Origin of the sequence: Qipengyuania polymorpha (assembly GCF_019711435.1) — a bacterium.
GTDB classification, from domain to species: domain Bacteria; phylum Pseudomonadota; class Alphaproteobacteria; order Sphingomonadales; family Sphingomonadaceae; genus Qipengyuania; species Qipengyuania polymorpha.
Genome location: NZ_JAIGNK010000001.1, coordinates 429971 through 449978 on the forward strand (window position 1 = coordinate 429971; position 20008 = coordinate 449978).

At 60.8% G+C, this 20008-nt stretch carries 24 protein-coding genes; 11 read left to right on the top strand and 13 right to left on the bottom strand.

From position 1 onward, the window contains the following. The first annotated feature begins 27 nt into the window (after window positions 1-27). Window positions 28-2358 carry a heavy metal translocating P-type ATPase gene (locus tag K3152_RS02115; protein WP_221572391.1) on the top strand — a complete coding sequence of 777 codons (2331 nt, stop codon included), beginning with the start codon at window positions 28-30 and terminating at the stop codon, window positions 2356-2358. A gap of 11 nt (window positions 2359-2369) precedes the next feature. Here K3152_RS02115 and K3152_RS02120 read toward each other — a convergent pair whose 3' ends face one another. The 10 genes from K3152_RS02120 to K3152_RS02165 all read right to left on the bottom strand — a co-directional run bounded on the left by K3152_RS02120 (window position 2370) and on the right by K3152_RS02165 (window position 9906). Next, complete coding sequence (locus K3152_RS02120) at window positions 2370-3722, bottom strand: MBL fold metallo-hydrolase (protein WP_221573065.1); 1353 nt, start codon at window positions 3720-3722, stop codon at window positions 2370-2372. 71 nt (window positions 3723-3793) lie between these two features. Next, the gene (locus K3152_RS02125; RefSeq protein WP_221572392.1) at window positions 3794-4498 is read right to left on the bottom strand and encodes an NAD(P)-dependent oxidoreductase; all 705 of its coding nucleotides are present in this window, start codon (window positions 4496-4498) and stop codon (window positions 3794-3796) included. Between the two features lie 93 nt (window positions 4499-4591). Beyond that, a complete protein-coding gene (locus tag K3152_RS02130; RefSeq protein WP_221572393.1) occupies window positions 4592-5080 on the bottom strand; it encodes a DUF6692 family protein in 489 nt (162 codons plus the stop codon). Further along, the gene (locus K3152_RS02135; protein WP_221572394.1) at window positions 5077-5604 is read right to left on the bottom strand and encodes a DUF305 domain-containing protein; all 528 of its coding nucleotides are present in this window, start codon (window positions 5602-5604) and stop codon (window positions 5077-5079) included. Before K3152_RS02135 ends, K3152_RS02130 begins: the two co-directional genes overlap by 4 nt. After that, a complete protein-coding gene (locus tag K3152_RS02140) occupies window positions 5601-6014 on the bottom strand; it encodes a potassium channel family protein (protein ID WP_221572395.1) in 414 nt (137 codons plus the stop codon). Before K3152_RS02140 ends, K3152_RS02135 begins: the two co-directional genes overlap by 4 nt. Beyond that, complete coding sequence (locus K3152_RS02145) at window positions 6011-6760, bottom strand: glutaredoxin family protein (protein ID WP_221572396.1); 750 nt, start codon at window positions 6758-6760, stop codon at window positions 6011-6013. The genes K3152_RS02140 and K3152_RS02145 overlap by 4 nt, the downstream gene beginning before the upstream one ends. Before the next feature lie 111 nt (window positions 6761-6871). Continuing rightward, the gene (locus tag K3152_RS02150; RefSeq protein ID WP_247713186.1) at window positions 6872-8155 is read right to left on the bottom strand and encodes an APC family permease; all 1284 of its coding nucleotides are present in this window, start codon (window positions 8153-8155) and stop codon (window positions 6872-6874) included. 280 nt (window positions 8156-8435) lie between these two features. Beyond that, the gene (locus K3152_RS02155) at window positions 8436-8711 is read right to left on the bottom strand and encodes a hypothetical protein (RefSeq protein WP_221572398.1); all 276 of its coding nucleotides are present in this window, start codon (window positions 8709-8711) and stop codon (window positions 8436-8438) included. 44 nt (window positions 8712-8755) lie between these two features. Beyond that, window positions 8756-9223, bottom strand: coding sequence for a DUF411 domain-containing protein (locus K3152_RS02160; RefSeq protein ID WP_221572399.1), 468 nt, complete (start codon window positions 9221-9223; stop codon window positions 8756-8758). Then, complete coding sequence (locus K3152_RS02165) at window positions 9220-9906, bottom strand: class I SAM-dependent methyltransferase (protein WP_011413848.1); 687 nt, start codon at window positions 9904-9906, stop codon at window positions 9220-9222. The genes K3152_RS02160 and K3152_RS02165 overlap by 4 nt, the downstream gene beginning before the upstream one ends. A 149-nt stretch (window positions 9907-10055) precedes the next feature. Between K3152_RS02165 and K3152_RS02170 the strand changes: the two genes are divergently transcribed. The 7 genes from K3152_RS02170 to K3152_RS02200 all read left to right on the top strand — a co-directional run bounded on the left by K3152_RS02170 (window position 10056) and on the right by K3152_RS02200 (window position 15709). Beyond that, window positions 10056-10352, top strand: coding sequence for a hypothetical protein (locus K3152_RS02170; RefSeq protein WP_011413849.1), 297 nt, complete (start codon window positions 10056-10058; stop codon window positions 10350-10352). 3 nt (window positions 10353-10355) lie between these two features. Continuing rightward, window positions 10356-10790 (top strand): periplasmic heavy metal sensor, encoded by a 435-nt coding sequence (locus K3152_RS02175; RefSeq protein ID WP_011413850.1) that lies wholly within the window; start codon window positions 10356-10358, stop codon window positions 10788-10790. A 6-nt stretch (window positions 10791-10796) separates the two neighbouring features. Next, the gene (locus tag K3152_RS02180) at window positions 10797-11363 is read left to right on the top strand and encodes an RNA polymerase sigma factor (protein WP_041685070.1); all 567 of its coding nucleotides are present in this window, start codon (window positions 10797-10799) and stop codon (window positions 11361-11363) included. Window positions 11364-11411: 48 nt separating this feature from the next. Continuing rightward, window positions 11412-13223 carry a copper resistance system multicopper oxidase gene (locus K3152_RS02185; RefSeq protein ID WP_221572400.1) on the top strand — a complete coding sequence of 604 codons (1812 nt, stop codon included), beginning with the start codon at window positions 11412-11414 and terminating at the stop codon, window positions 13221-13223. Further along, complete coding sequence (locus K3152_RS02190) at window positions 13220-14377, top strand: copper resistance protein B (RefSeq protein ID WP_221572401.1); 1158 nt, start codon at window positions 13220-13222, stop codon at window positions 14375-14377. The genes K3152_RS02185 and K3152_RS02190 overlap by 4 nt, the downstream gene beginning before the upstream one ends. Window positions 14378-14468: 91 nt before the next feature. Further along, a complete protein-coding gene (locus tag K3152_RS02195; RefSeq protein ID WP_007163863.1) occupies window positions 14469-14954 on the top strand; it encodes a YybH family protein in 486 nt (161 codons plus the stop codon). Window positions 14955-14974: 20 nt separating this feature from the next. Then, window positions 14975-15709 carry a PepSY domain-containing protein gene (locus K3152_RS02200; RefSeq protein WP_233994312.1) on the top strand — a complete coding sequence of 245 codons (735 nt, stop codon included), beginning with the start codon at window positions 14975-14977 and terminating at the stop codon, window positions 15707-15709. Window positions 15710-15722: 13 nt separating this feature from the next. On the opposite strand, the gene K3152_RS02205 is transcribed toward K3152_RS02200, so the two are convergent. Beyond that, window positions 15723-16163, bottom strand: coding sequence for a hypothetical protein (locus tag K3152_RS02205; protein ID WP_011413854.1), 441 nt, complete (start codon window positions 16161-16163; stop codon window positions 15723-15725). A gap of 93 nt (window positions 16164-16256) precedes the next feature. Further along, complete coding sequence (locus tag K3152_RS02210) at window positions 16257-16544, bottom strand: hypothetical protein (protein ID WP_090479056.1); 288 nt, start codon at window positions 16542-16544, stop codon at window positions 16257-16259. A gap of 223 nt (window positions 16545-16767) precedes the next feature. On the opposite strand from K3152_RS02210, the gene K3152_RS02215 reads away from it, so the two are divergent. The 3 genes from K3152_RS02215 to K3152_RS02225 all read left to right on the top strand — a co-directional run bounded on the left by K3152_RS02215 (window position 16768) and on the right by K3152_RS02225 (window position 19120). Next, window positions 16768-17157 (top strand): hypothetical protein, encoded by a 390-nt coding sequence (locus tag K3152_RS02215; protein ID WP_247713114.1) that lies wholly within the window; start codon window positions 16768-16770, stop codon window positions 17155-17157. A gap of 213 nt (window positions 17158-17370) precedes the next feature. Then, entirely contained in the window at window positions 17371-18000 is a 630-nt protein-coding gene (locus K3152_RS02220; RefSeq protein WP_221572402.1) for a DUF2231 domain-containing protein, read from the top strand. 730 nt (window positions 18001-18730) lie between these two features. Next, entirely contained in the window at window positions 18731-19120 is a 390-nt protein-coding gene (locus K3152_RS02225) for a hypothetical protein (RefSeq protein ID WP_221572403.1), read from the top strand. Between the two features lie 60 nt (window positions 19121-19180). Here K3152_RS02225 and K3152_RS02230 read toward each other — a convergent pair whose 3' ends face one another. Further along, window positions 19181-19981: a WecB/TagA/CpsF family glycosyltransferase gene (locus K3152_RS02230; protein WP_221572404.1), complete on the bottom strand. Its 801-nt coding sequence runs from the start codon at window positions 19979-19981 to the stop codon at window positions 19181-19183. Window positions 19982-20008 lie beyond the last annotated feature (27 nt).

Genomic DNA, 20008 nt, shown 5'->3' on the forward strand with positions numbered 1-20008 from the left:
CTGCTTTAGAGTGAGAAAGGAAGAGCGATGAGCACGGACGCAAGCTTACTCGAAGGCACCGCCATCGATCCCGTCTGCGGCATGAGCGTAGCGATCGACGGAGCAGAGCATATCGCGAAGCATGCGGGGGCCGAGCACTATTTTTGTTCGCCGCGATGTCACGACAAGTTCGTCACCGATCCCGAGCTCTATCTCTCGGGCGCGCATCTCGACGCGGCCGAGGATGTGCCTGAAGGCACGATCTACACCTGTCCGATGCACCCTGAAATCCGCCAGCCCGGGCCGGGTTCATGCCCGATTTGCGGCATGGCGCTCGAACCGGAAACGGTTTCGCTGGACGATGGCCCCGATCCCGAACTGGTTGATATGCGGCGCCGGTTCTGGTGGAGCGCGCTGCTCACGCTGCCGCTGTTCGTATATGCGATGAGCGACATGGCACCGGGGCTCAGTTTCGACAGGCTGATCGAACCTGCCTGGGCGCAATGGGCGCAGTTCGCCCTTGCCACACCGGTGGTTCTATGGGGCGCCTGGCCGTTCTTCGTTCGGGCCATACAGTCGCTCAAGACGCGCAATCTCAACATGTTCACGCTGATCGGGTTTGGGGTTGCCATCGCCTATCTGTTCAGCGTGGTGGCGACGGTCGCGCCCGATCTGTTCCCTGCAGCGTTCCGCGACCATTCCGGACGGGTCGGGGTCTATTTCGAGGCGGCAGCCGTCATCACGACGCTCGTTCTGCTGGGACAGGTCCTCGAGCTCAAGGCCAGGGGTTCGACCTCGAGCGCTTTGCGCGCATTGCTCGAATTGGCGCCGCCCAGCGCGGTCAAGATCTTCGGCTCCGGCGATGAACGCGAGGTGCCGCTCGACCAGCTGGCCACAGGCGATCGTCTGCGCGTTCGACCGGGCGACAAGGTTCCGGTCGATGGCGAAATCGAGGAGGGATCGAGCGCGATCGATGAATCCATGATCAGCGGCGAACCGCTGCCGGTCGCCAAACAGGCTGGCGACACAGTCATTGGCGGCACGGTCAACCAGACTGGCGGGTTCGTCATGCGCGCGACCGGTGTGGGCAAAGACACGATGCTGTCCAAGATCGTCCAGATGGTGGCCGAGGCGCAGCGCAGCCGCGCACCGATCCAGCGACTGGCAGATCAGGTGGCGGGCTGGTTCGTGCCTGCGGTGGTGGTGATAGCCATCGCCACCTTCGTGGTATGGGGAATCTGGGGGCCCGCACCAGCGCTTGCCTATGCGCTGGTCAATGCCATTGCAGTCCTGATCATCGCCTGTCCCTGTGCGCTCGGTCTCGCTACGCCGATGTCGATCATGACGGGCACAGGCAAGGGTGCCCAGCACGGGATTCTGATCCGCAATGCCGAGGCGCTGGAGACACTCGAGAAAATCGATACGCTGGTGGTCGACAAGACCGGCACGCTGACGATGGGCAAACCCGATTTGGTGGCGGTGACGCCGGCAGATAACATCAAGGAAAGCGATTTCCTGGCTGCGGTGGCAGGTGTCGAAATGGGGAGCGAACATCCGCTGGCCCATGCCATTGTCGAGGGCGCGCGGACGCGCGGCGTTTCTCCTGCCAATGCCACGGATATCGCTTCGACGACTGGGGAAGGCGTTGAAGCCAACGTCCAGGACCGCCGTGTTGCGATCGGAAATGAGAAGATGATGCGGCGCGTCGGGATCAATGACGAGGCCTGGCTGGGCTCGGCCGAAAATGGTCGCAAGCAGGGTCAGACGGTGATGTTCGTTGCGTTCGATGGCCGGCCGGCAGGCCTTATCGCGGTGGCCGATCCGATCAAGCCTACCAGCGCAGCGGCTATTGCGGCGCTGCACAAGCGCGACATCCGGGTCGTTATGCTGACGGGCGACAGCCGCAGCACTGCCGAAGCGGTCGCGCGCGAAATGAAAATCGATGAAGTGCATGCGAATGTCTCGCCCGAAGACAAGCACCGCAAGATCGAAGAGCTGAAAGCGCAAGGTCGCCGCGTCGGCATGGCGGGGGACGGGATCAACGATGCGCCTGCACTGGCCGCCGCCGATGTCGGCATTGCCATGGGCACCGGCACCGATGTCGCAATCGAAAGCGCCGGCGTGACGCTGGTTCGCGGCGACCTGACAGGAGTGGTGCAGGCCATCGTGCTGTCGCGTGGGACGATGCGCAACATCCGGCAGAACCTGTTTTTCGCCTTCGCTTACAACACACTCGGCATCCCGGTCGCGGCAGGCGTGCTGTATCCCTTCTTCGGAGTGCTGCTCAGCCCGATGATTGCGGCCGCAGCCATGAGCCTCTCTTCCGTATCGGTGATAGGCAATGCGCTGCGGCTGCGGAGCCTGCGCCTTGCAGTCTGAGAGGCCAAACCTCAGCTATGCGCGTTCTTCCATGCCCCCATGGAGCCGAGATAGATGTCGAGGCGCTTGAAGCCCTGGCTTGCCAGCCAGCCCGCAGCAACGCTCGCCCGCATGCCGCTCGCGCACATCAGCGTGTAGTGGCGGTCGCGGTCGAGATCTTCCCACCGCGTGTTGAGCTCGCCAACATAGATATGTGCTGACCCGTCGATCCTTGCTACTTGCCGTTCGTCCGCGTCGCGCACGTCGAGCAAGGTCCACTCGCCGCTGTCTTGATCGAGCCTGCGCGCGATTTCTTTTGTGCCGATCATGGGAATGCTGCGCATCGCTTTGCCCTGTGCGGCAGCTGGAACCACGCCGACATAGCCGCCGACAACATTATCGAGACCGATACGCACCAGATGGGCCATGGCCTGGGCTAGCTGGTCTTCCTCGGAAGCGACGAGGGCGATCCTGTCGCCTTCACTGAGGAACCATCCGGCAAAGGCCGGTATCATTCCCACCGGAAGGCACATGGCACCCGGCAGATGGCCGGCAGCGTAGGCGAGCGGCTCGCGCACATCGACCAAGTGATCGGCTTCGATCTCGTCAAGCTCTCCCAGCCCTAAGCGCCTTGGTCGTATGACCCGCGGCGCGGCATCGGCCCCTTCGAGGTTAAGCCGTTCCATCAGCCGGAAATAGGGAGGTTGGTGGTGGTGTTCTGCTACCTTCGCCTTGATGAACTCGTCGCGGTCGGAGATGCGCAGGCGAGGGTTGTTGCGTCGCTCGTGGCCGATTGTCGAGAATTCCCGATCCGCCATTCCCGACCCGCAGACCGAGCCCGCACCATGCGCCGGGTAGATAATCGCCTGATCGCCGAGGCCGCAAAGTTTCTGCAGTGAGTCGAACAGAAGGCCCGCGACTTCTTCCTTGCGCTCGGGATAGAAATCGGTGCGCCCGACATCGCCGACAAACAGGGCATCGCCAGTAAAGACGCCGACCGGTCGCTCGGAATATTCGCCGTCATGGATGACGAAAGCGAGATGATCGTCAGTGTGTCCAGGTGTTTCCAGCACCTCGATCCGCAATTGACCCAGCTCGAAACAATCGCCCTCGCGTGCGGTATTGGCAAAAACGATCTCGCCTGCCGCGTTGGGCCCGTGATAGACCGTGGCTCCTGTCAAATCGGCCAAGATCGGCGAGCCGCTGATCAGATCCTCATTGCGATGGGTTTCGAAGATGTGCGTTATCTCCAGTCCTTCGGCCCGGGCCTTTTCGACATAGATCTCGCAGTCCCGGCGCGGATCGATGACCGCTGCCTGTCCGCCCGAGCCGATGATGTAGGAAAGGTGCGAGAGGCCAGGGGTTTTGATTTTCTCCAGAAACATACGATTTCCTTGTCTGTTGCTCACAACTTGCAACGTGCGGGCCCGTCACAAATCGCAAAATGATACGGCGCTCAATCGATCCCGAGTTCGGCCTTGATGGCGGCGGGACTTTCGAAATGTTCGGCTTCGGGCCTGCCGATGGCAGGTTTTGCGTTGATCCAGGTATCTTCGCACACGAAATCGAGCAGGCTCGCCGCGAGATCAGCATGACGGCAGCGGAAACAGCCTTCTGCCAAGCGTTCATCCGTAATGACGGCATCGCCGGTGTAAGGCTCATCCAGCAGCCAGCCCGGTCGTGCGACCGTCCATTTGGTGCCTTGTGCGTCGCTGAGCATCGCCTCCATGGCGCGCATCTGCTCGAGTATATTGAACAATGCTGGCTTGGCGGTGAGTTCAAACCACGCCGGAACGCTCGACTGATGTTCGACGAAGGCGGCGGAGATCACGGCAATACGGTCGATCTTCGCTTGTGCCATCGCCCCGAGCAGGTTGCGCGTGCCATCGGTATAGAGCGGCGGTGGATCGATCGCATTGCCCGGACCGAAAGCGACACCGAGCGTCGAGATAACCGCGCGGCAGCCATCGAGATCGCCCGCGAAATCGTCCGACAGCACATCGCATTCGATGTATTCGAAGTCGCCCACCCGCTCGTCTGATCCAGGCACTGTGTGTTCGAAGGCGCGGATCGGTATGTCCGAGGCAAGGGCACGCCTCAATAGCTCGCTGCCGGTCTTCCCGCCTGCCCCGAAGACAGCGATGGGCCTCGTATCAGTCATCTGCTTGTTCCTGTTAAGACTGGTGATGGCGACGAAGGGCGGAGGCACGGGCGCACGGGGTAGCCGACGGCCCGCCCACGCGCCCTGCCAGTATCAGGCTCCGTCAGCCGGACAGGTGGTATAGCCCCAAAAACCGAACTCATCCTTGGCTCTTGGTGCTGCCACGATCATCTCCTGCATTTGCAGGCCCGCATCGCCTTCATCATCCAGCATACGGGTTTTGATCCGAAGCTCGCCGTTCGCATAGCTGCCGGGGCCATCGGCGGTCACGGGGATCAATTTGCCATTGATCTTGATCGCTCCGCCCCCGTCACCGTCATAGACAAACGAGGGAAAGGCCACTTCGGTCAAGCGGAACTGGCAGGCCTGTCCTGCGCCCAGAGCAGCAAGGTCCGCGTCATTCATGGTCCCGGGAAGCATGAGGCCCGGGTCAACATTTGCCAGTGCACTGGCCGCGTCCTCGATCGGCGCGGCAGTGGCAGGCGGGTCGAGCTGGGCTTCGCGGTCATTTCCCGGAGCAGTATTCGAATTGCAGGCGGCGAGCGGAAGCGCGATGAGCGCCGTGAGAGCTATCTTGTTCATTGCTGCATCTCCTCGGGCAGGCGTTCTTCGGTCCGCGGACCGTTCTGCTCGATATCGTCGATGAGATATTTCATCTCGGCGATTTCGCGGCGCTGGGCGACTATGATCGCTTGAGCGAGTTCGCGCACGCGAGGATCTTTCAGGCTCGCGCGTTCGCTGGTCATGATAGCGATCGAGTGGTGCGGAATCATCGCTGCCATATATTCGGTATCGTCGACGGTGGTCTGGCTGCGCACCAGCCATAGTGCGAGCGCGAACACAAAGGCCCCGACGCCCAGGATGATGAAGTTCTTGGTCCGGTCCTTGTACATGCCCCACATGAAGAGGAGCATGACGATCATCATCATCGCGCCCATGACGAACATCATCCAGAAGCGCGTTTCGCTCCAGAAAACATCGTCAATGGTGAAGGTGTTGGCATACATCAGGAAGAACATGATGACGGTCGAAGTCGACACCATGGCCATGAACCGCCAGTAGTTGCCGCCCCCTCCCTTGTCCGAGTGGGTCGTCTTTTCGGTCATGCTTTTTCTCCTTTTTGCATCATGGTCCAGAATAGCTGCGCCGAGCAGCTGATGAGAGCGAAGCCGGTGAGGGCCTCGACGCCGGCGAGAACTCTCAGGTGCTCGGTCGGATAAATGTCGCCCAGGCCCAGTGTGGTCACGTTGATGAGCGAGAAATAGAAGTAGTCCATCCAGTCCATTGAAGGCGCCTTGTCGAACCCTCCCAAGCCCCATTGCGCGCCCAGCCAGAAACCCGCGGCAAAAAGGATCGCCACGATGAAATGCGACGCGAGCACGAGCAGCGACACGGCAAGCTTTGCCAGCGTATCGCGGCGGCGATCGAGAATCCGGTGGCCGACACCCAGAATGGCAAGGTGGGAAGCGACGGCTGCAAGGAACAGAAAGACGGCGAGAAGGAGCGCGGTGATCATGCGAGAAGCTTCACGCCCATCCACAGGCCCATCCCCATCATGAATAGATTTTCGGTCAGCGAGACGAAGCCGAGCGGCACATTGCTGCTGCCGCCGACGCAAGCGCATTTGAGCTCACGCTTGTCGATGTAGACAGCCTTGAAGACGCTGACAGCGCCGACGGTGCCGATGAACAATGCCAACGGAGCAGAAAGCCACGTCAGCGCGCCCGCGGTCATGAGAATGCCGGCAGCGGCTTCGCCGAAAGGGTAGACGAAGCCATAGGGCACCCAGCGCCGCGCCAGCAGGTCGTAATTGAGGAACATCGTCGAGAAACTGCGCACGTCCTGAAGCTTCTGAACGGCGAGCAGGGTCATCGACAGGCTGACGAACCATTCGGCGGCCCGGACAGTGAAGAGGTTATCAAAAAAAGCCCAGCTCAGTCCGAGCGCGAGCAGAAGCGCGACCGCGAAAATCGCAATGACCGGCTGATAGCTGGTCTCGCCTTCCTCCGGCTGCGAACGGCTCTTGCCGAAGAACTCGCGGACATCGTCATAGCCGCCAATGCGCTTGTCTTCGATAAAGGTCTGCGGGGTGGTCTCGACGTTGTGCTTGTCCTTGAATGCGTCGGTTTCCTCCCTGCTGGTCAGGTGATGATCGTCGACCTCGAAACCTTGCCGCTTGAGAAGATCGACCGTCTTGATGCCATAGGGACAGACATGGTCCTCCATTACCATGCGGTAGACCGCCGCTGTTCGGGTCGTCATGAATCGCTCCATCTGTTTTGCCTGACGTGTCTCGTGCTCAACGCCGGTTTTCGGTGAACGGTTTCGAAAAACCCCGCTGCAAGAGCCTCAAGGCCCAGCGAAAAGTTGCCATCAACTCTTCTCTTCTGACCGATCATCTTTGTGAGAAGCGGGCGCTTCGGAATTGTGCGAAAGGTAAATCCATTCTCCCACGAAGACTGCGACGATGCCGATCGCCGCATAGGCGACAACGGCAGGATCGCTGCGCAATTTGGCCGCGGTAAAAGCTGCAAGGACCACGCCATCTGCCGCGAGTGCTGTAAGAAGTATTGTTGCGCGCGCGCCGACTTCCTTGCGCAGGTGACGCAGGACGCCCCAATGCACCAGCATATCCATGACGAGGTAGAAGAAGGCGCCTAGCGAGGCGATCCGCGACAGATCGAACAGGACGGCAAGCGTCCCGGCAATGACCACCGTATAGACCAGCATGTGGCTGCGAATTCCGCCGCTCATACCGAAATGGCTGTGCGGGATCATCTTCATGTCGGTCAGCATCGCAAGCATGCGCGACACAGCAAATACGCTCGCGATCACGCCCGAAGTCGTGGCGGCGATCGCGATCGCGACGGTGAAATAGAAGCCCAGCTCACCCAGCGCCGGACGCGCCGCTGCCGCGAGCGAGTAATCGCGCGCCTCGACGATCTCGGATATGCTCAGGCTCGAACCCACGGCCAATGCGACGAGCAGATAGATCACGATGCAGACCGCGATCGAGATCATGATGGTCCGACCGACATTCTTGTGCGGGTCGACGATTTCGCCGCCGCTATTGGTAATCGTGGTGAAGCCCTTGAAGGCGAGGATCGAGAAAGCAACAGAGGCGAGCATGGCTTCTGCATTCGTCATCGAAACGGGCTGCGAAAACGCGCCTGATGAAAAACCGCTGGCCCAGATCGCCGCGACTGCGAACAGCGCTATGCCGCCGATCTTGATGGCGGACATGATGAGCGAGAAGCCGCTTACCGACTTGTTGCCCGCTGCATTGACGAGATAGGCGAAGATGATGAGGGCAAGCGCTGCGAGAGAAACGAGCCACCCGCTGCTTTCGAGGCCGAACGGGCGCAGCGCGTAAGTCGCGAAGGTGCGGGCTACGAGGCTTTCATTGATGACCATCGAGAGCGCCATCAGGAGCGAGGCAGAGGCGGCGATCACGCCGGGTCCGTATGCTTTTTGCAAGATCATCGCGATGCCGCCCGAAGACGGCCATTTGTTCGACATCTTGATATAGCTGTAGGCCGCCAGCGAGGTTACCAGCGCGCCAGCGATGAAGGATAAGGGGAAGAGCGGACCGGCAAGCTCGGCGATCTGCCCGGTCAGCGCGAATATGCCGGCACCGATCATGACGCCGGTTCCCATCGCCACGCCGCCCAGCAGGGTTATCGAGCCAGCTGTCTCGCTTTGATTCTCGTGCTCATGGTCTTGCAAGACTTTCCCCTGTCGATGGTCTCCCGTTCAAGAAAGATCATGCCGGACAGTACGTTCAGCCGGGGCTCATCCCTCAAAAATATTTCAGGACAAATCCGGAGGGTTGCGTTTTGCTCGGGGCGCTCGAGCAAATTGCGGCCCAAAGCGGACTGCTTGCGCAGCTGAAAATGCTCGGCGAGTATCAAGGCACGCGTCCATCGCCGCCGATTTACTACGTCCTGAACCGGTTACGGAAAAATCGCAGCAGTGGCACCCCAATGACCGCGATGTACCAACCGTACAGAAAGCTGCCGAGAGCGCCTGCCAAAAAGCCCGAGAGGGTTAGCCATTCGAAACCGGGAAGCAGCGGCGCCCACGCTTCGTGCATGTGCACCTGTTCGGGCGCGAGCAGGCCGAAACCGATGCAGATCAGGTAGCTGAAAAGCAGGAAGAGGCTGAGTGTCCAGCCCCATATGAGAATTGAGGTTCTGACCGAATAGTCCGACATGATGGTCCTCCGTTAGAGTTGGCGCGAAAATGGCTTGTCCATAGTCACGGGTAGGATGCGAACACGCTCCGCCCGCCTGGGCCGAAGGCGATGACATCATAGGGCTGCACCTGCTCTCCGACTTCCATTCCGGGCGAGCCAAGCGGCATTCCGGGCACAGCCAGGCCAGCAACGTCTTCGGGGCGTTCGCGCAATAGCTTCGCGACGGCATCGGCCGGCACGTGGCCTTCGATGATATAGCCATCGACTTCCATCGTGTGACACGACCACAGATCCTGTGGCACACCCTTGGCTGTCTTGAGCGCAGCCATGTCGTCGGTGTCGACCGAGGCGACCTCTGCTTCGAGCCCATGTTCGACGTGACCGGCCCAGCTGAGACAGCAGCCGCATCCTGCGTCGCGGAACATCGTGTAGGTCGCGGCCTGCGCTGCATTCGAGCAGGCTGCAAGGGCGAGGAGGAGCGAGGCCGCCAGCGAACGGCGTAGCGGTCTCGAATCTTTCGTGAGGTTCATTGGACATTGCCTTTCTTGATGCCGCGCCAGAGAGAAATGGTTCCGGTCGCGGTATGGATACGATCGAGCAATTCGGCGTCTGCGAAAATCTCGGCGAGCAATTTCTCGACGGCTCCGTCGGCGCTCGGCTGGGTGTCCTTCACGCCGTCGAGAAGCTGAACGCTCGAACGGAACAGCGCGCGCATGACTGGAGCATCCTGCCCCATATAGTCGGCAATCAGCGCCATGCCCCCGGGGGCCAGAAGGTTCTCGATCTGCTCGAGGATCGCGCGTTTTTGCGAAACGGGCACCTGGTGAAGGACGAGACTGCTGACGATCTTATCTGGTTGCCAGCCGTCGGAAAGCTCGAGACTGTCAAGAAAGCCGTTGTGCCACCGGACCATATCGACTCCGGCACCGAATTTGCGCTGCGCGATCGCCAGCGCGGCGGGGTCTGGCTCAACGCCGATGAAGCCGGCTTCGGGACAGCTGGCCATCAGCGCTCTGAGCAAGGTCCCGGTGCCGCACCCGACATCGATGACCTTGTCGCCCGGCACCAATACGGCCTCTTCGACGATCGCGCGGCGCCACCGGCTCTCGCGCGTAAAGATTGCGATCGCGCGGTCATAGAACGGCGTGAGCCAGCTTTTGCCCAGCGGCGGAGTGAACTCGCGTTCTTTTGACGGAACTGCCGCGCTTTTCATGCCATGGCTCCCATTCGACGCTGGTACATACCGCTGTTGCTACAGTTATCTCCTCTTACGCGTCGCCAACCCGCAGCCCTCAAAAAAGAAACTTGAGGGTTTGCGCGAAGTGTCGCGTATAGGAACCGTGCAACCGACAGGAGCAAGGGATGCGTGAAAATCAGACACTCGATGCGATGCTCGGCACCATGGCCTCGCAGAAGGCTGGCGACGTGCCGCCCGACTTCATGAACGGCGTCTGGCAGCGCGCGGGACAGCTTGGCGAAATTGCCGATCAGCGACGCAGAATGGCCTTGTTCGCCGGTCTGTTTGTCGTCGGGCTGGCAGCTGGCGCAGGGACCAGCGGATGGCCTTCCGAATATGGCGCTCCTACAGAAATTGTTGGCGAGAGCCTCGTTGGCGGAGAATCCCTGTCACCCGCTGCTTTGCTTCATGTGGGGTCATAGGCGTTGAAGAAGTTTCACCTTGTCCTGGCGGTCCTGCTGGCGGCGCTCGCAGGATGTCTCGGAGCTTTTGCCGCCGATCGCTGGGCCAACAACGATGCCGAGGGCAGCCTGCACCAGTTCGTGCACGATGAGCTGTCGCTCACGGCTGACCAGGAGCAGCGGCTCGATGCGCTCGAAGCGCGTTTCGCGGTAGAACAGGCAAGGCTCGAAGCCTCTGCGCGCGCAGCCAACGCCCAGCTCGCCCAGGCAATGGAAACCGAGCACGAATACGGGCCCGAAGTCAGTGCCGCGATCGACGAGGTGCATGCGCGCATGGGCGATTTGCAAAAAGCGACCGTGCGCCACGTCTTCGACATGCGGGAAATTCTCGATCCCGATCAGCAGCTCCAGTTCGACCGGAAAGTGTCCGCGGCCCTCACGCGCGATCCGCGTGACTGACCAGCCTTGGCAGCGGTGGATGACACTTCGAATGAAGCTCTGATCGGGCGGGCGATAGCCGGTGACAAGCGGGCGTTCACAGCTCTCGTCGAGAGCGAGATCGCCCGGTTGATTGCGCTTGCCACGCGCATGCTGGGTTCACCATCGCGGGCCGAAGATGTCGTTCAGGACGGTCTCGCGTCGGTCTGGCTGACTCGTCATCGCCTCGATCCGAGCAAGCCCATCGGTCCCTATTTGACGACAATCGTTCTCAACCGGTGCCGCGACAGGCTCCGCCGCAGGAAAGTTATTGGCTTCCTTGGTTTGCCGGATGGGCGGGAAGCCGACGCCGTTGCCGACGATGCTCCTAATCCCGAAAATGTTGCCGGAGCCCGCGAACAGCTGCGGCTGGTCCAGGCCGAAATCGGGCGCTTGCCGGTGCGCCTACAAGAGGCGCTCGTGCTGGTCACTGTCGAGGGGTACAGCCAGGCCGAGGCTGCCGAGCTGCTCGGCACCACCGAGAAAGCCGTCGAGACGCGCATCTATCGTGCGCGCAACCGGCTGAAGGAGCGGTTCGAAAAGTTTGAGGGGTAGGGCAGGTGGCCGCGTATGTGACGGTATACGCATTTTCAGGAGCCCCCTATGCCTGCCCTCAATCGCCGAAAATTCCTTGGAACAAGTGCTAGCGGGCTGGGCCTGCTTGGCCTCTCCGGTGCCATGCCGGCCTGGGCGCGCGGCGCGGACATCCTGGCGGGTAACGCTAGGAAAGGACTGGACGAGGTAGCGGGGCCGAATATCGACCTCACTGTCGCACGTTCTGCCTTCGCGACGGGTAACAGGCGCGGCGGCGCCATCGCCGTCAACGGCACGATCCCCGGTCCGCTGTTGCGTTTGCAAGAGGGCACGACCGTGCGGTTGAACGTTCATAATCAGCTCGAGGAAGATACCTCAATTCACTGGCACGGTCTGCTCGTGCCGTTCCAACTGGACGGTGTACCCGGCGTGAGCTTTCCCGGCGTCAAACCAGGCGAGACATTCACAGCGGAATTTCCCGTGCGGCAGGCAGGAACTTATTGGTGGCACTCGCATAGCGGGTTGCAGGAACAGGCCGGGCACTACGGCGCTATCGTGGTCGATCCCGCCGGACCCGATCCGGTGCGGGCCGACCGCGAATATATCGTGGTGCTCAGCGAATTCAGCGATATGTCGCCCCACACGATCTTCGACAAGCTCAAGAAGGGCGAAGGCTACTTCAACTACAACCAGAACACCTGGACCGACGATTATCCGCTTTCGGGCGGGGACCGCCGGATGTGGGCGAGGATGCGCATGATGCCGACCGACATCCTCGATGTGTCGAGCGCTGCCTACACTTACCTCCTCAATGGTCACGGCCCGCTCGACAACCTGGAATATCTCTTCCGCCCCGGCGAGCGCGTACGCCTGCGCTTCATCAATGCCGGAGCCATGACCTTTTTCAATATCCGTATTCCCGGCTTACCGATGACTGTCGTGCAGGCGGACGGGAAGGATGTCGAACCGGTCGAGGTCGACGAGTTCCAGATCGGCGTTGCCGAAACCTACGATGTCGTCGTGACGCCGGGCGAGCAACAGGCTTACACGCTGGTGGCAGAGTCCATGGACCGCTCCGGCATGGGTATTGCCACACTTGCGAGCACACCCGGCGCGCGCGCCGCCATACCTCCGCTGCGCGATCCCCCGCTGCTGACCATGGCCGATATGGGCATGAGCGGCATGGACCATGGCTCCGGCGGCGATGCCGGCAAGACCGGAATGGACCACAGCAGTGGCGGTGACATGGCGGGAATGGACCATGGTTCGTCCGGCGATTCGGATATGGCGGGCATGGCCGGAATGGCGGGAGGCATGCAGATGCGTGATATCTCGCGCTTGCCTCCCGATGTGAAGGTCGGACCCGGGCTAGACATGGTCTCGATGAACCCGGTCGACCGAATGGGCGATCCCGGCATCGGCCTCGCCGATGTCCCTCACCGCACGCTCGACTATCGCAAGCTCCGCTCGCTGACACCTCATCGGGAGGGCCGGACTCCCTCGCGGCGGATGGAAATCCATCTCACCGGGAACATGGAACGCTACATGTGGTCGTTTGACGGCAAGAAGTTTTCCGCCGTCTCCGACGAGCCGATCCGGTTCGCCTATAACGAACGCGTGCGCGTGAAGCTCATCAACGACACGATGATGGCGCACCCGATCCATCTGCACGGGCACTTCTTCGAGCTGGTCAATGGCGCCCCGGCCGACCGTCAACCGCTCAAGCACACAGTTATCCTGCAGCCGGGTGGCAGCGCGCAGTTCGACCTGACGGCGGACGAGCCGGGCGACTGGGCCTTCCACTGCCACCTTCTCTACCACATGCATGCCGGGATGTTTCAGATTGTCACGGTTGCCAATCCGGACGGGAGCGAAGCATGAAGACTTTCAATTTCAGCTTCTTCGCCTCCGTCGCAGCAGGTGCAGTCCTCGCTTCGCCCGCCGCAGCCCAGCATGCCGGTCACTCGCCGGCGGAGCCGCAGCAGAGCGCCGAGGCGCAGGCTGACGCCAAGGTAAAGTGCGAGGAGGAAGCCGCGCGCCATCGTGCGATGGGGCATCCGGTAACAGAGGGGGCGTGCGAACGTACTGCCCAGCCTGAAGCTGCGATGGACCATTCGACGATGGATCATTCGCAGATGAATCACGGCGACATGGGGCAGGCGGAAGCCAGCAGCTCGTCGACAGACCATGGGCAGATGGATCACAGCCAGATGAACCACGGGCAGACGGGATCGCAGGACATGCAGGGCATGGACCATTCGTCGATGCAGATGGGCTCGAACGACGATATCCCGCTGCTGCCGCCTCCTCCCGAAGCCGGGAGCGGTCCCGCGCGCGCGGCGGTTGCGATCTGGGGCGAGGAAGCCATGAACGAAGCGCGGCGCGAACTTGTACGCGAGACCGACGGCGGGATGCGCTTCTGGTTTCAGGGCGACCGGCTCGAATACCGCGCCCGCGAGGGAGCGGATGGATATCTTTGGGATATCCAGGGCTATTATGGCGGTGATATCGACAAGTTCTGGTTCAAGTCCGAGGGTGAAGGCAGCTTCGGTGAGCCTGTCGAGGGCGCCGAAGTCCAGGCGCTCTGGAGCCGGGCGATCGCTCCCTTCTTCGATTTCCAAGCCGGTGTCCGCCAGGATCTGACAGGGCCCGAGCGCACCCATGCGGTCATTGGAATACAGGGCATTGCTCCCTACCAGTTCGAGGTAGACGTTGCAGCGTTCGTATCGAACAAAGGCAATGTGACGGCGCGTTTTGAGGGCGAGCTTGATCAGCGCATCACGCAGCGGCTGATCCTCCAGCCGCGTGCCGAAATCGCACTTTCGGTGCAGGATATTCCCGAACTCGGCATTGGCGCTGGCCTCGACCGGATCGAGGCAGGTCTGCGTCTTCGCTACGAGTTCGCACGCGAAGTCGCGCCCTATGTTGGCGTATCCCAGGAATGGCGGATCGGTGACAGCGCCGATTATGCCCGCGCCGCAGGGGAAGACTCTAGCGTGACGAATTACGTCGTGGGAATTCGATTCTGGTTTTAAGAGAAGGAAATATACAATGAGGACAAGACTATCCCTAAGCGCGGTCGCCCTGGCCTTGGCTGCAGGGGGCACTCCCGCCCTGGCACAATCCATGGACCATTCGGCGCATTCGGAACATTCGGTATCAACGCCGATGGACCATACGGAGCAGGGCATGAACCATGCCGAGCATATGGCTGCGATGAACGACGACGTCGCTGGGGCAGAAGCGGTTCTGACATCATATCGCGATGCCCTGACGTCGCGCGATGCAGAGGCCATGGCCGCGCTGTTTGCCGAGGAATCCTTCGTTTACGAAAACGGCAAGGCGGAAGGCAGCTTCACGCATTACATGGAGCATCACCTGGGACCGGAACTCGATGCAATAACCAGCTTCACCTTCGGCGAACCGACGCTCGCAGTCACCCGGATGGGACATATGGCTTATGGCCGCGAAACGTACACCTATCGGATCGAACTGGCCGACGGCCGCGTAATCGACCGCGAAGGGGTTGCGACCTCGGTCCTCGCTCATGATGCAGATGGCTGGAAGATCGTTCAGTACCATTCATCGTCACGCGCACCGCGTAACAACTGATTTGATCGGGGGAACACCGATTGGCGTTACGCTCTTTCAAGCTGCGTCTTCATGTGCTGGGCAGCAAGCTTCACAAATGGCTGGCGATCTTTGTCGGCGTCCAGGTGCTCCTGTGGATGATCACCGGGGCGCTGATGTCGTTTCTCGACATCGAAGAGGTTCGGTCCGAACATGTCGTTTCGCGCGCGCCGGAGGTCCTGCCCGCTGATGCTGTCATGCCCCAATGGCTCGATAGCAGCGAGGGGGTGGTTTCCCTTGCGACGCGCGCGGTCGGCGGCAGGGCAGTAACCGAGGTCCGCCGGGACGATGGAAGCGTCACGCTCCGCGACCCGGATAGCGGGATGCTCCTCTCGCCCCTTCCCGCCGCGAGTGCACGGGCCATCGCCCGACGTGCCTGGACCGGGCCATCGACCACCATAGCGACCACACGCCTCATCGAAGACGCTGTCGGGACCGAATTCCGGGGTCCGTTTCCGGCGTGGCAGATCACCTACGGCGATGAGGACAATACCCGCGTCTACATCGATGCATCGAGTGGCTCGGTGCTCGCTGCCCGCAGCGACACCTGGCGCCTGTTCGATTTTATCTGGGGGCTGCATATCATGGACTGGACGCAGCGCGACCGCATCAACAGCTGGTGGCTGCTACTGTTCGGGATCGGCGGGACGATTATCGCGGTTTCGGGCTTTGTCCTGCTTGCGAACCGGTTTCCCAGGATCAGGCGGCGGGCGAAACATGTGCCGAATGCACCCTGAAGCCGCTCCCAGTTTAATCAGGTTCGGCTCGGGCAAAGCGGACCAGAAGGATCGTTAGCGCCGGCACGACCGTCCACATCGCGATCGGGATCAGCGCTAGTCCCGTCACTGGCTCGTGCGGCATCAACTCGCTGTAGCGCCAGCTCAGGAAACTGTTTGCCGGAAGCGATGTGGCGATCATTTCGACGGCGATTGCGACGACAAGCCCGAAGCCGAAATAGACCGCATAGGGCATTTTGGCGGCTTGCCAGAGCCATGCGTGCCCGCCACGTAATGCTGCAAGGCTATAACCTGTCAGCAGGATCACGCCATCGCCCAGGCTTGCAATGCCGCAGCGAATGGTCCGCTCGAAGGGTTCGAGATCACCCGGCTCGAAGAATGGCATCTGGAAAATCTCCCAGACGAACGCGATCAGGCTCCCGCAAACAAAGATCAGCCAATGGGTTCTGGTCATGCTTCGGATACGCCGGAATGATGTGCGCAAGGAAATAGCGGCGGGCCGGAGTTCCACGTCCTGCATAACGCCTTTGCTGCCCCAAAGCCTGGATCAGTCACGGTCTTCGCGGCTCTCGGTTTTGGCCATGCGAGCAGCGCGTTCGAGAAATTTCCGCATGTCACCTGCTGCCAGTTCGGTAAGCGGATGCCGGCTCGCATCGGGACGCGGTTCGATCATGTCCGCACGTTTCCTGATCTGTTCGATCTGTTCGTCGCTCGCCCCGGACAAGAGGCCGAGAACTATGTTCTCGAGAGTTATGAGGCGAATGCGCATTTGCACCAGCTCGGCATGATCGGGCTCCGGAACATCCCAGCTGCCGTCCTCATTGACCGTGCTCACGACTGCTTCTCCGACGGCTCTGCTGGCACCATGATACTCCCCATTCGTCGTTATCAGCTTCTCTCAAAAAGGTGGCCGAAAAACAGCACCGCTGCAACCGGCCGTGCTTCGGCCCACCAGCCCCACCGCTGCTGCGGATTGTTTGAGGGGAAGAGATGTCGGCTGCGTAAAGAAGATGAATGCACACAGCATCCACCGCAAGACCGACTAAAGGAAATCGACCATGAAACGGACAGTTCTAGCTTTCGCGCTCGCCACCGGCTTGGCAGCCACCCCGGCAATGGCCCAGCAACAGCATGACCACGGAGATCAAGCGGCGGCGCAGCAGCAGTCACACGCTGGCCATATGATGCAGGATTCCGACGCTATGGCGGCCCATCGTGAAAAGATGGCAGAAATGCGCGCGCTGATGCAGCAGGCCCACGCGGCGGGCGATCCTGCCGAACGCCAAAGGCTGATGGCCGAACATCGTGCAAAAGTGCAGGAGCACATGGCGGGCATGATGCAAGGCGGCAATGCCGATATGATGGCGGCCTGTCACCAGCGCATGATGATGATGCACGACATGATGGAGCAGATGGCGGCTCACGAGAACATGGCGCAAGACGATTAGGAGATGGTGGCCGGGCTTTCGCTTCGTACCTGAGGCTGGCCACCCTCACCAAAGCGCTGTGCAAGGCAGGAGGCCCGACCATCTCGTGATTTATATTTGAACCCTAACGCGCCGTCGTTCGCCTCGCTGCATTACCGCGAGAGATGAGGGTTCGCAGAGCACTACCGATACAATAGGTCGCACGACTGTCGCTAAGACCGGAGCCCAAAGAGAATGAAACCAATCCAATTCATGGCTATTGTGGCCGCCAGTCTGCTCTGGATAAGTCCGGCCCAGGCCCATGGCGACGAAGAACATGGTGAAGCGGCCAGTGCTGTCGTCTCCGATGCGGCGTCAGAAGAAATCCAGTCTGCGCAGGGGCACGGCGATACGGCTGCTGATCATGACGGGGCGAATGGACAGGATGCAGGCGAAGGCGACAAGGGCGTGGTCGGTGTGCTCAAATCGCTGCATCCCGCCACCGTACACTTTCCGATCGCTTTGTTCTTTATGGCAGCTCTCACCGAGCTATTCATCATCGCACGGAAGGGCACAGGCCTAGAGCCGGCAGTGCGCGTACTTGTTTATGGCGGTGCCGCCGGGGCGGTCGTGGCGGCCCTATTCGGTTGGATCCATACCGGTCTCTGGTTCGGCGGAGATACTACGATGCAGGTTCATCGCTGGAACGGAATGCTGATCGCCGTCCTCGGTCTGGCGATGGCCTATCTTGCGAGCCGTGCTTCCGCGAGCCGGACCCTGCTTCGCGCCGCAATCTTTTCCATGGCCGCTCTCGTGCTGGTGCAGGGGTTTCTGGGCGGCGAGCTTGCGCACGGTGCCAATCATCTTGGTATCTCCTGGCTTTGAAGGATAGAATGATGCGTAGATCGAATCGGAACGCGTTTGTTGCCCCCCTTGCTGCGGCGGCACTGGGGCTAGGGCTCGCTGCATGTCATCAGACGCAGGACACTTCATCAGAAGCTGAAGCCTTGCCACTGTATACGGCCCCGCCGACCGAGAGCACAGGTGCTGGTGAAGGCGAAAGAGACAACGCTGCCTCTCCCGCTGGAGAGGCCAATACGAACCGGTCGGGTGAAGCTGCGACTGCCGGTAGGCAACCAGACCGACCGGCGAGCACTCCGGTAGTAGCGCCGTCACCTGCGGCCACTCCCCCGCCGATGAATGCGAAGCCTAGCGACACACCCGATCCGCATGCGGGCCACAATATACAGTCCATGCCAGACCATGACATGTCCTCGATGTACAATCGGGCGGATGGTTCATGACCTGGCGTTTCGCCTTCTGATCGGCCCAAAAACGGCCGACGCTCATTTCACCTGTCACTACGAATAACATGTCGTCGTTTGCCAAAGGCGCTTTATCTCATCTGTCCGATTTTGGGGGTATTGATGGGGGTATTTGCATGGCGATCCAAAAAGTTGATAAGGTAAATCAGCACGTTATACGCTCCCTACATTTCCCTCCTCCGCTACCAAATCCGAAAAAGTTGGACGCATCCACCCATCTGGGTGGTCCGCGTCGCTGCAGTCACCCATAAACCCTTCGGTACCTACCAAGCGCAACCTAGGGGGGACTTATGCGCAAGACACTCATGACGGCATTCACGCTCGCGGCATTTTCGAGTGCGGCGAATGCCGATTATCGCAGCTCGGTCGATGAAGACGGCTGCTGGGACGCCCGCGATTCATATGGGGCAAATTGCATGACCTTGGTCGACGCCCATCGCGAGAACGGGCGCGCCGAGGTGACCTACAAGAACAAGTGTTCGCAGCGGATCTATGCGCGCATATGCCTGACTCGGGTCGGCAAAGCCGATAGCTGCGGGCAGTCCAGCATGCGGCCGGGTCAGGAATTTACGTGGTACACCCACAGTTCTGCCGGCCAGCAGTCCGCCAGGTCAATCGGCTCGACCAGTACCTCGAACGACTGGGTATGCACCGGGAAGGTCCGCGGCTGGCGTAACTGAGCAGCCGGACCAAACGACAAAAGCGGCGCGGCAAGAAATTGCTGCGCCGTTTTGCTTTGCTCAGCCTTCGTATTCCATCACCTTCACGCGCTTGTCCGAGTGGCGCAGCGCCACCACCAGCGCGTGCGGCGTGGTGGTGAGATAGCGCCAGAACAGCGCGCGGGGCTGGGTGAGCATGCGGTGGACCCATTCGAGGCCCTTGTCCTGCATCCACTGCGGAGCGCGGCTGTAATCGCCGGTGATGAAGTTGAAGCAGCCGCCGCAGGTGATGGTCCAGACTGCATCGAGCCGGTCCTTGTACTGGGCGCAGAACTTCTGCTCGAGCGGTTTGCCGAGACCGACCCAGAGAAAATCGGGCTTTTTGTCTGCGATGTCGGCGAGGATCTCCTCTTCGCGGCCCTTGAAAAAACCGTGGTGGCGGCCGACGATTTTAAGGCGCGGGTACATCTGTTCGAGCAGGCGCGCGCATTCGGCATTGGTCTCTTCCGGACCGCCGAGCAGGTAGAAGGTCCGCCCGCTTTCCTCGCATGCCTTGGCGAAGTCGTGAATCATGTCGGTGGTCGGCGCGCGCTCGGGGATTGGCTCGGCGCAGTATTTCTCCGACATGTTGACGATGAACTGGCCGTCGGCATGGATGACATCGCCATGGTCGAGCGCGGCGCGGAATTCCGGATTGGTGCGCGCGAGCGAAATGCCCTGGCCATTGGAATCGAAGATCAGGCGGGTGCGCACGCGGCCATGCTTGTCGGCGTAATCGGCATCCGCATGCGCGGCATCGACGAAATCCTGGCGGCTGGCCGCAGCGACCCACTGGTCGGCGACATGCACGTGCCGGATTGGCGTCCAAACGTTATCGGTCATCAGACCCCTCGAAGAATTTTGGATAGA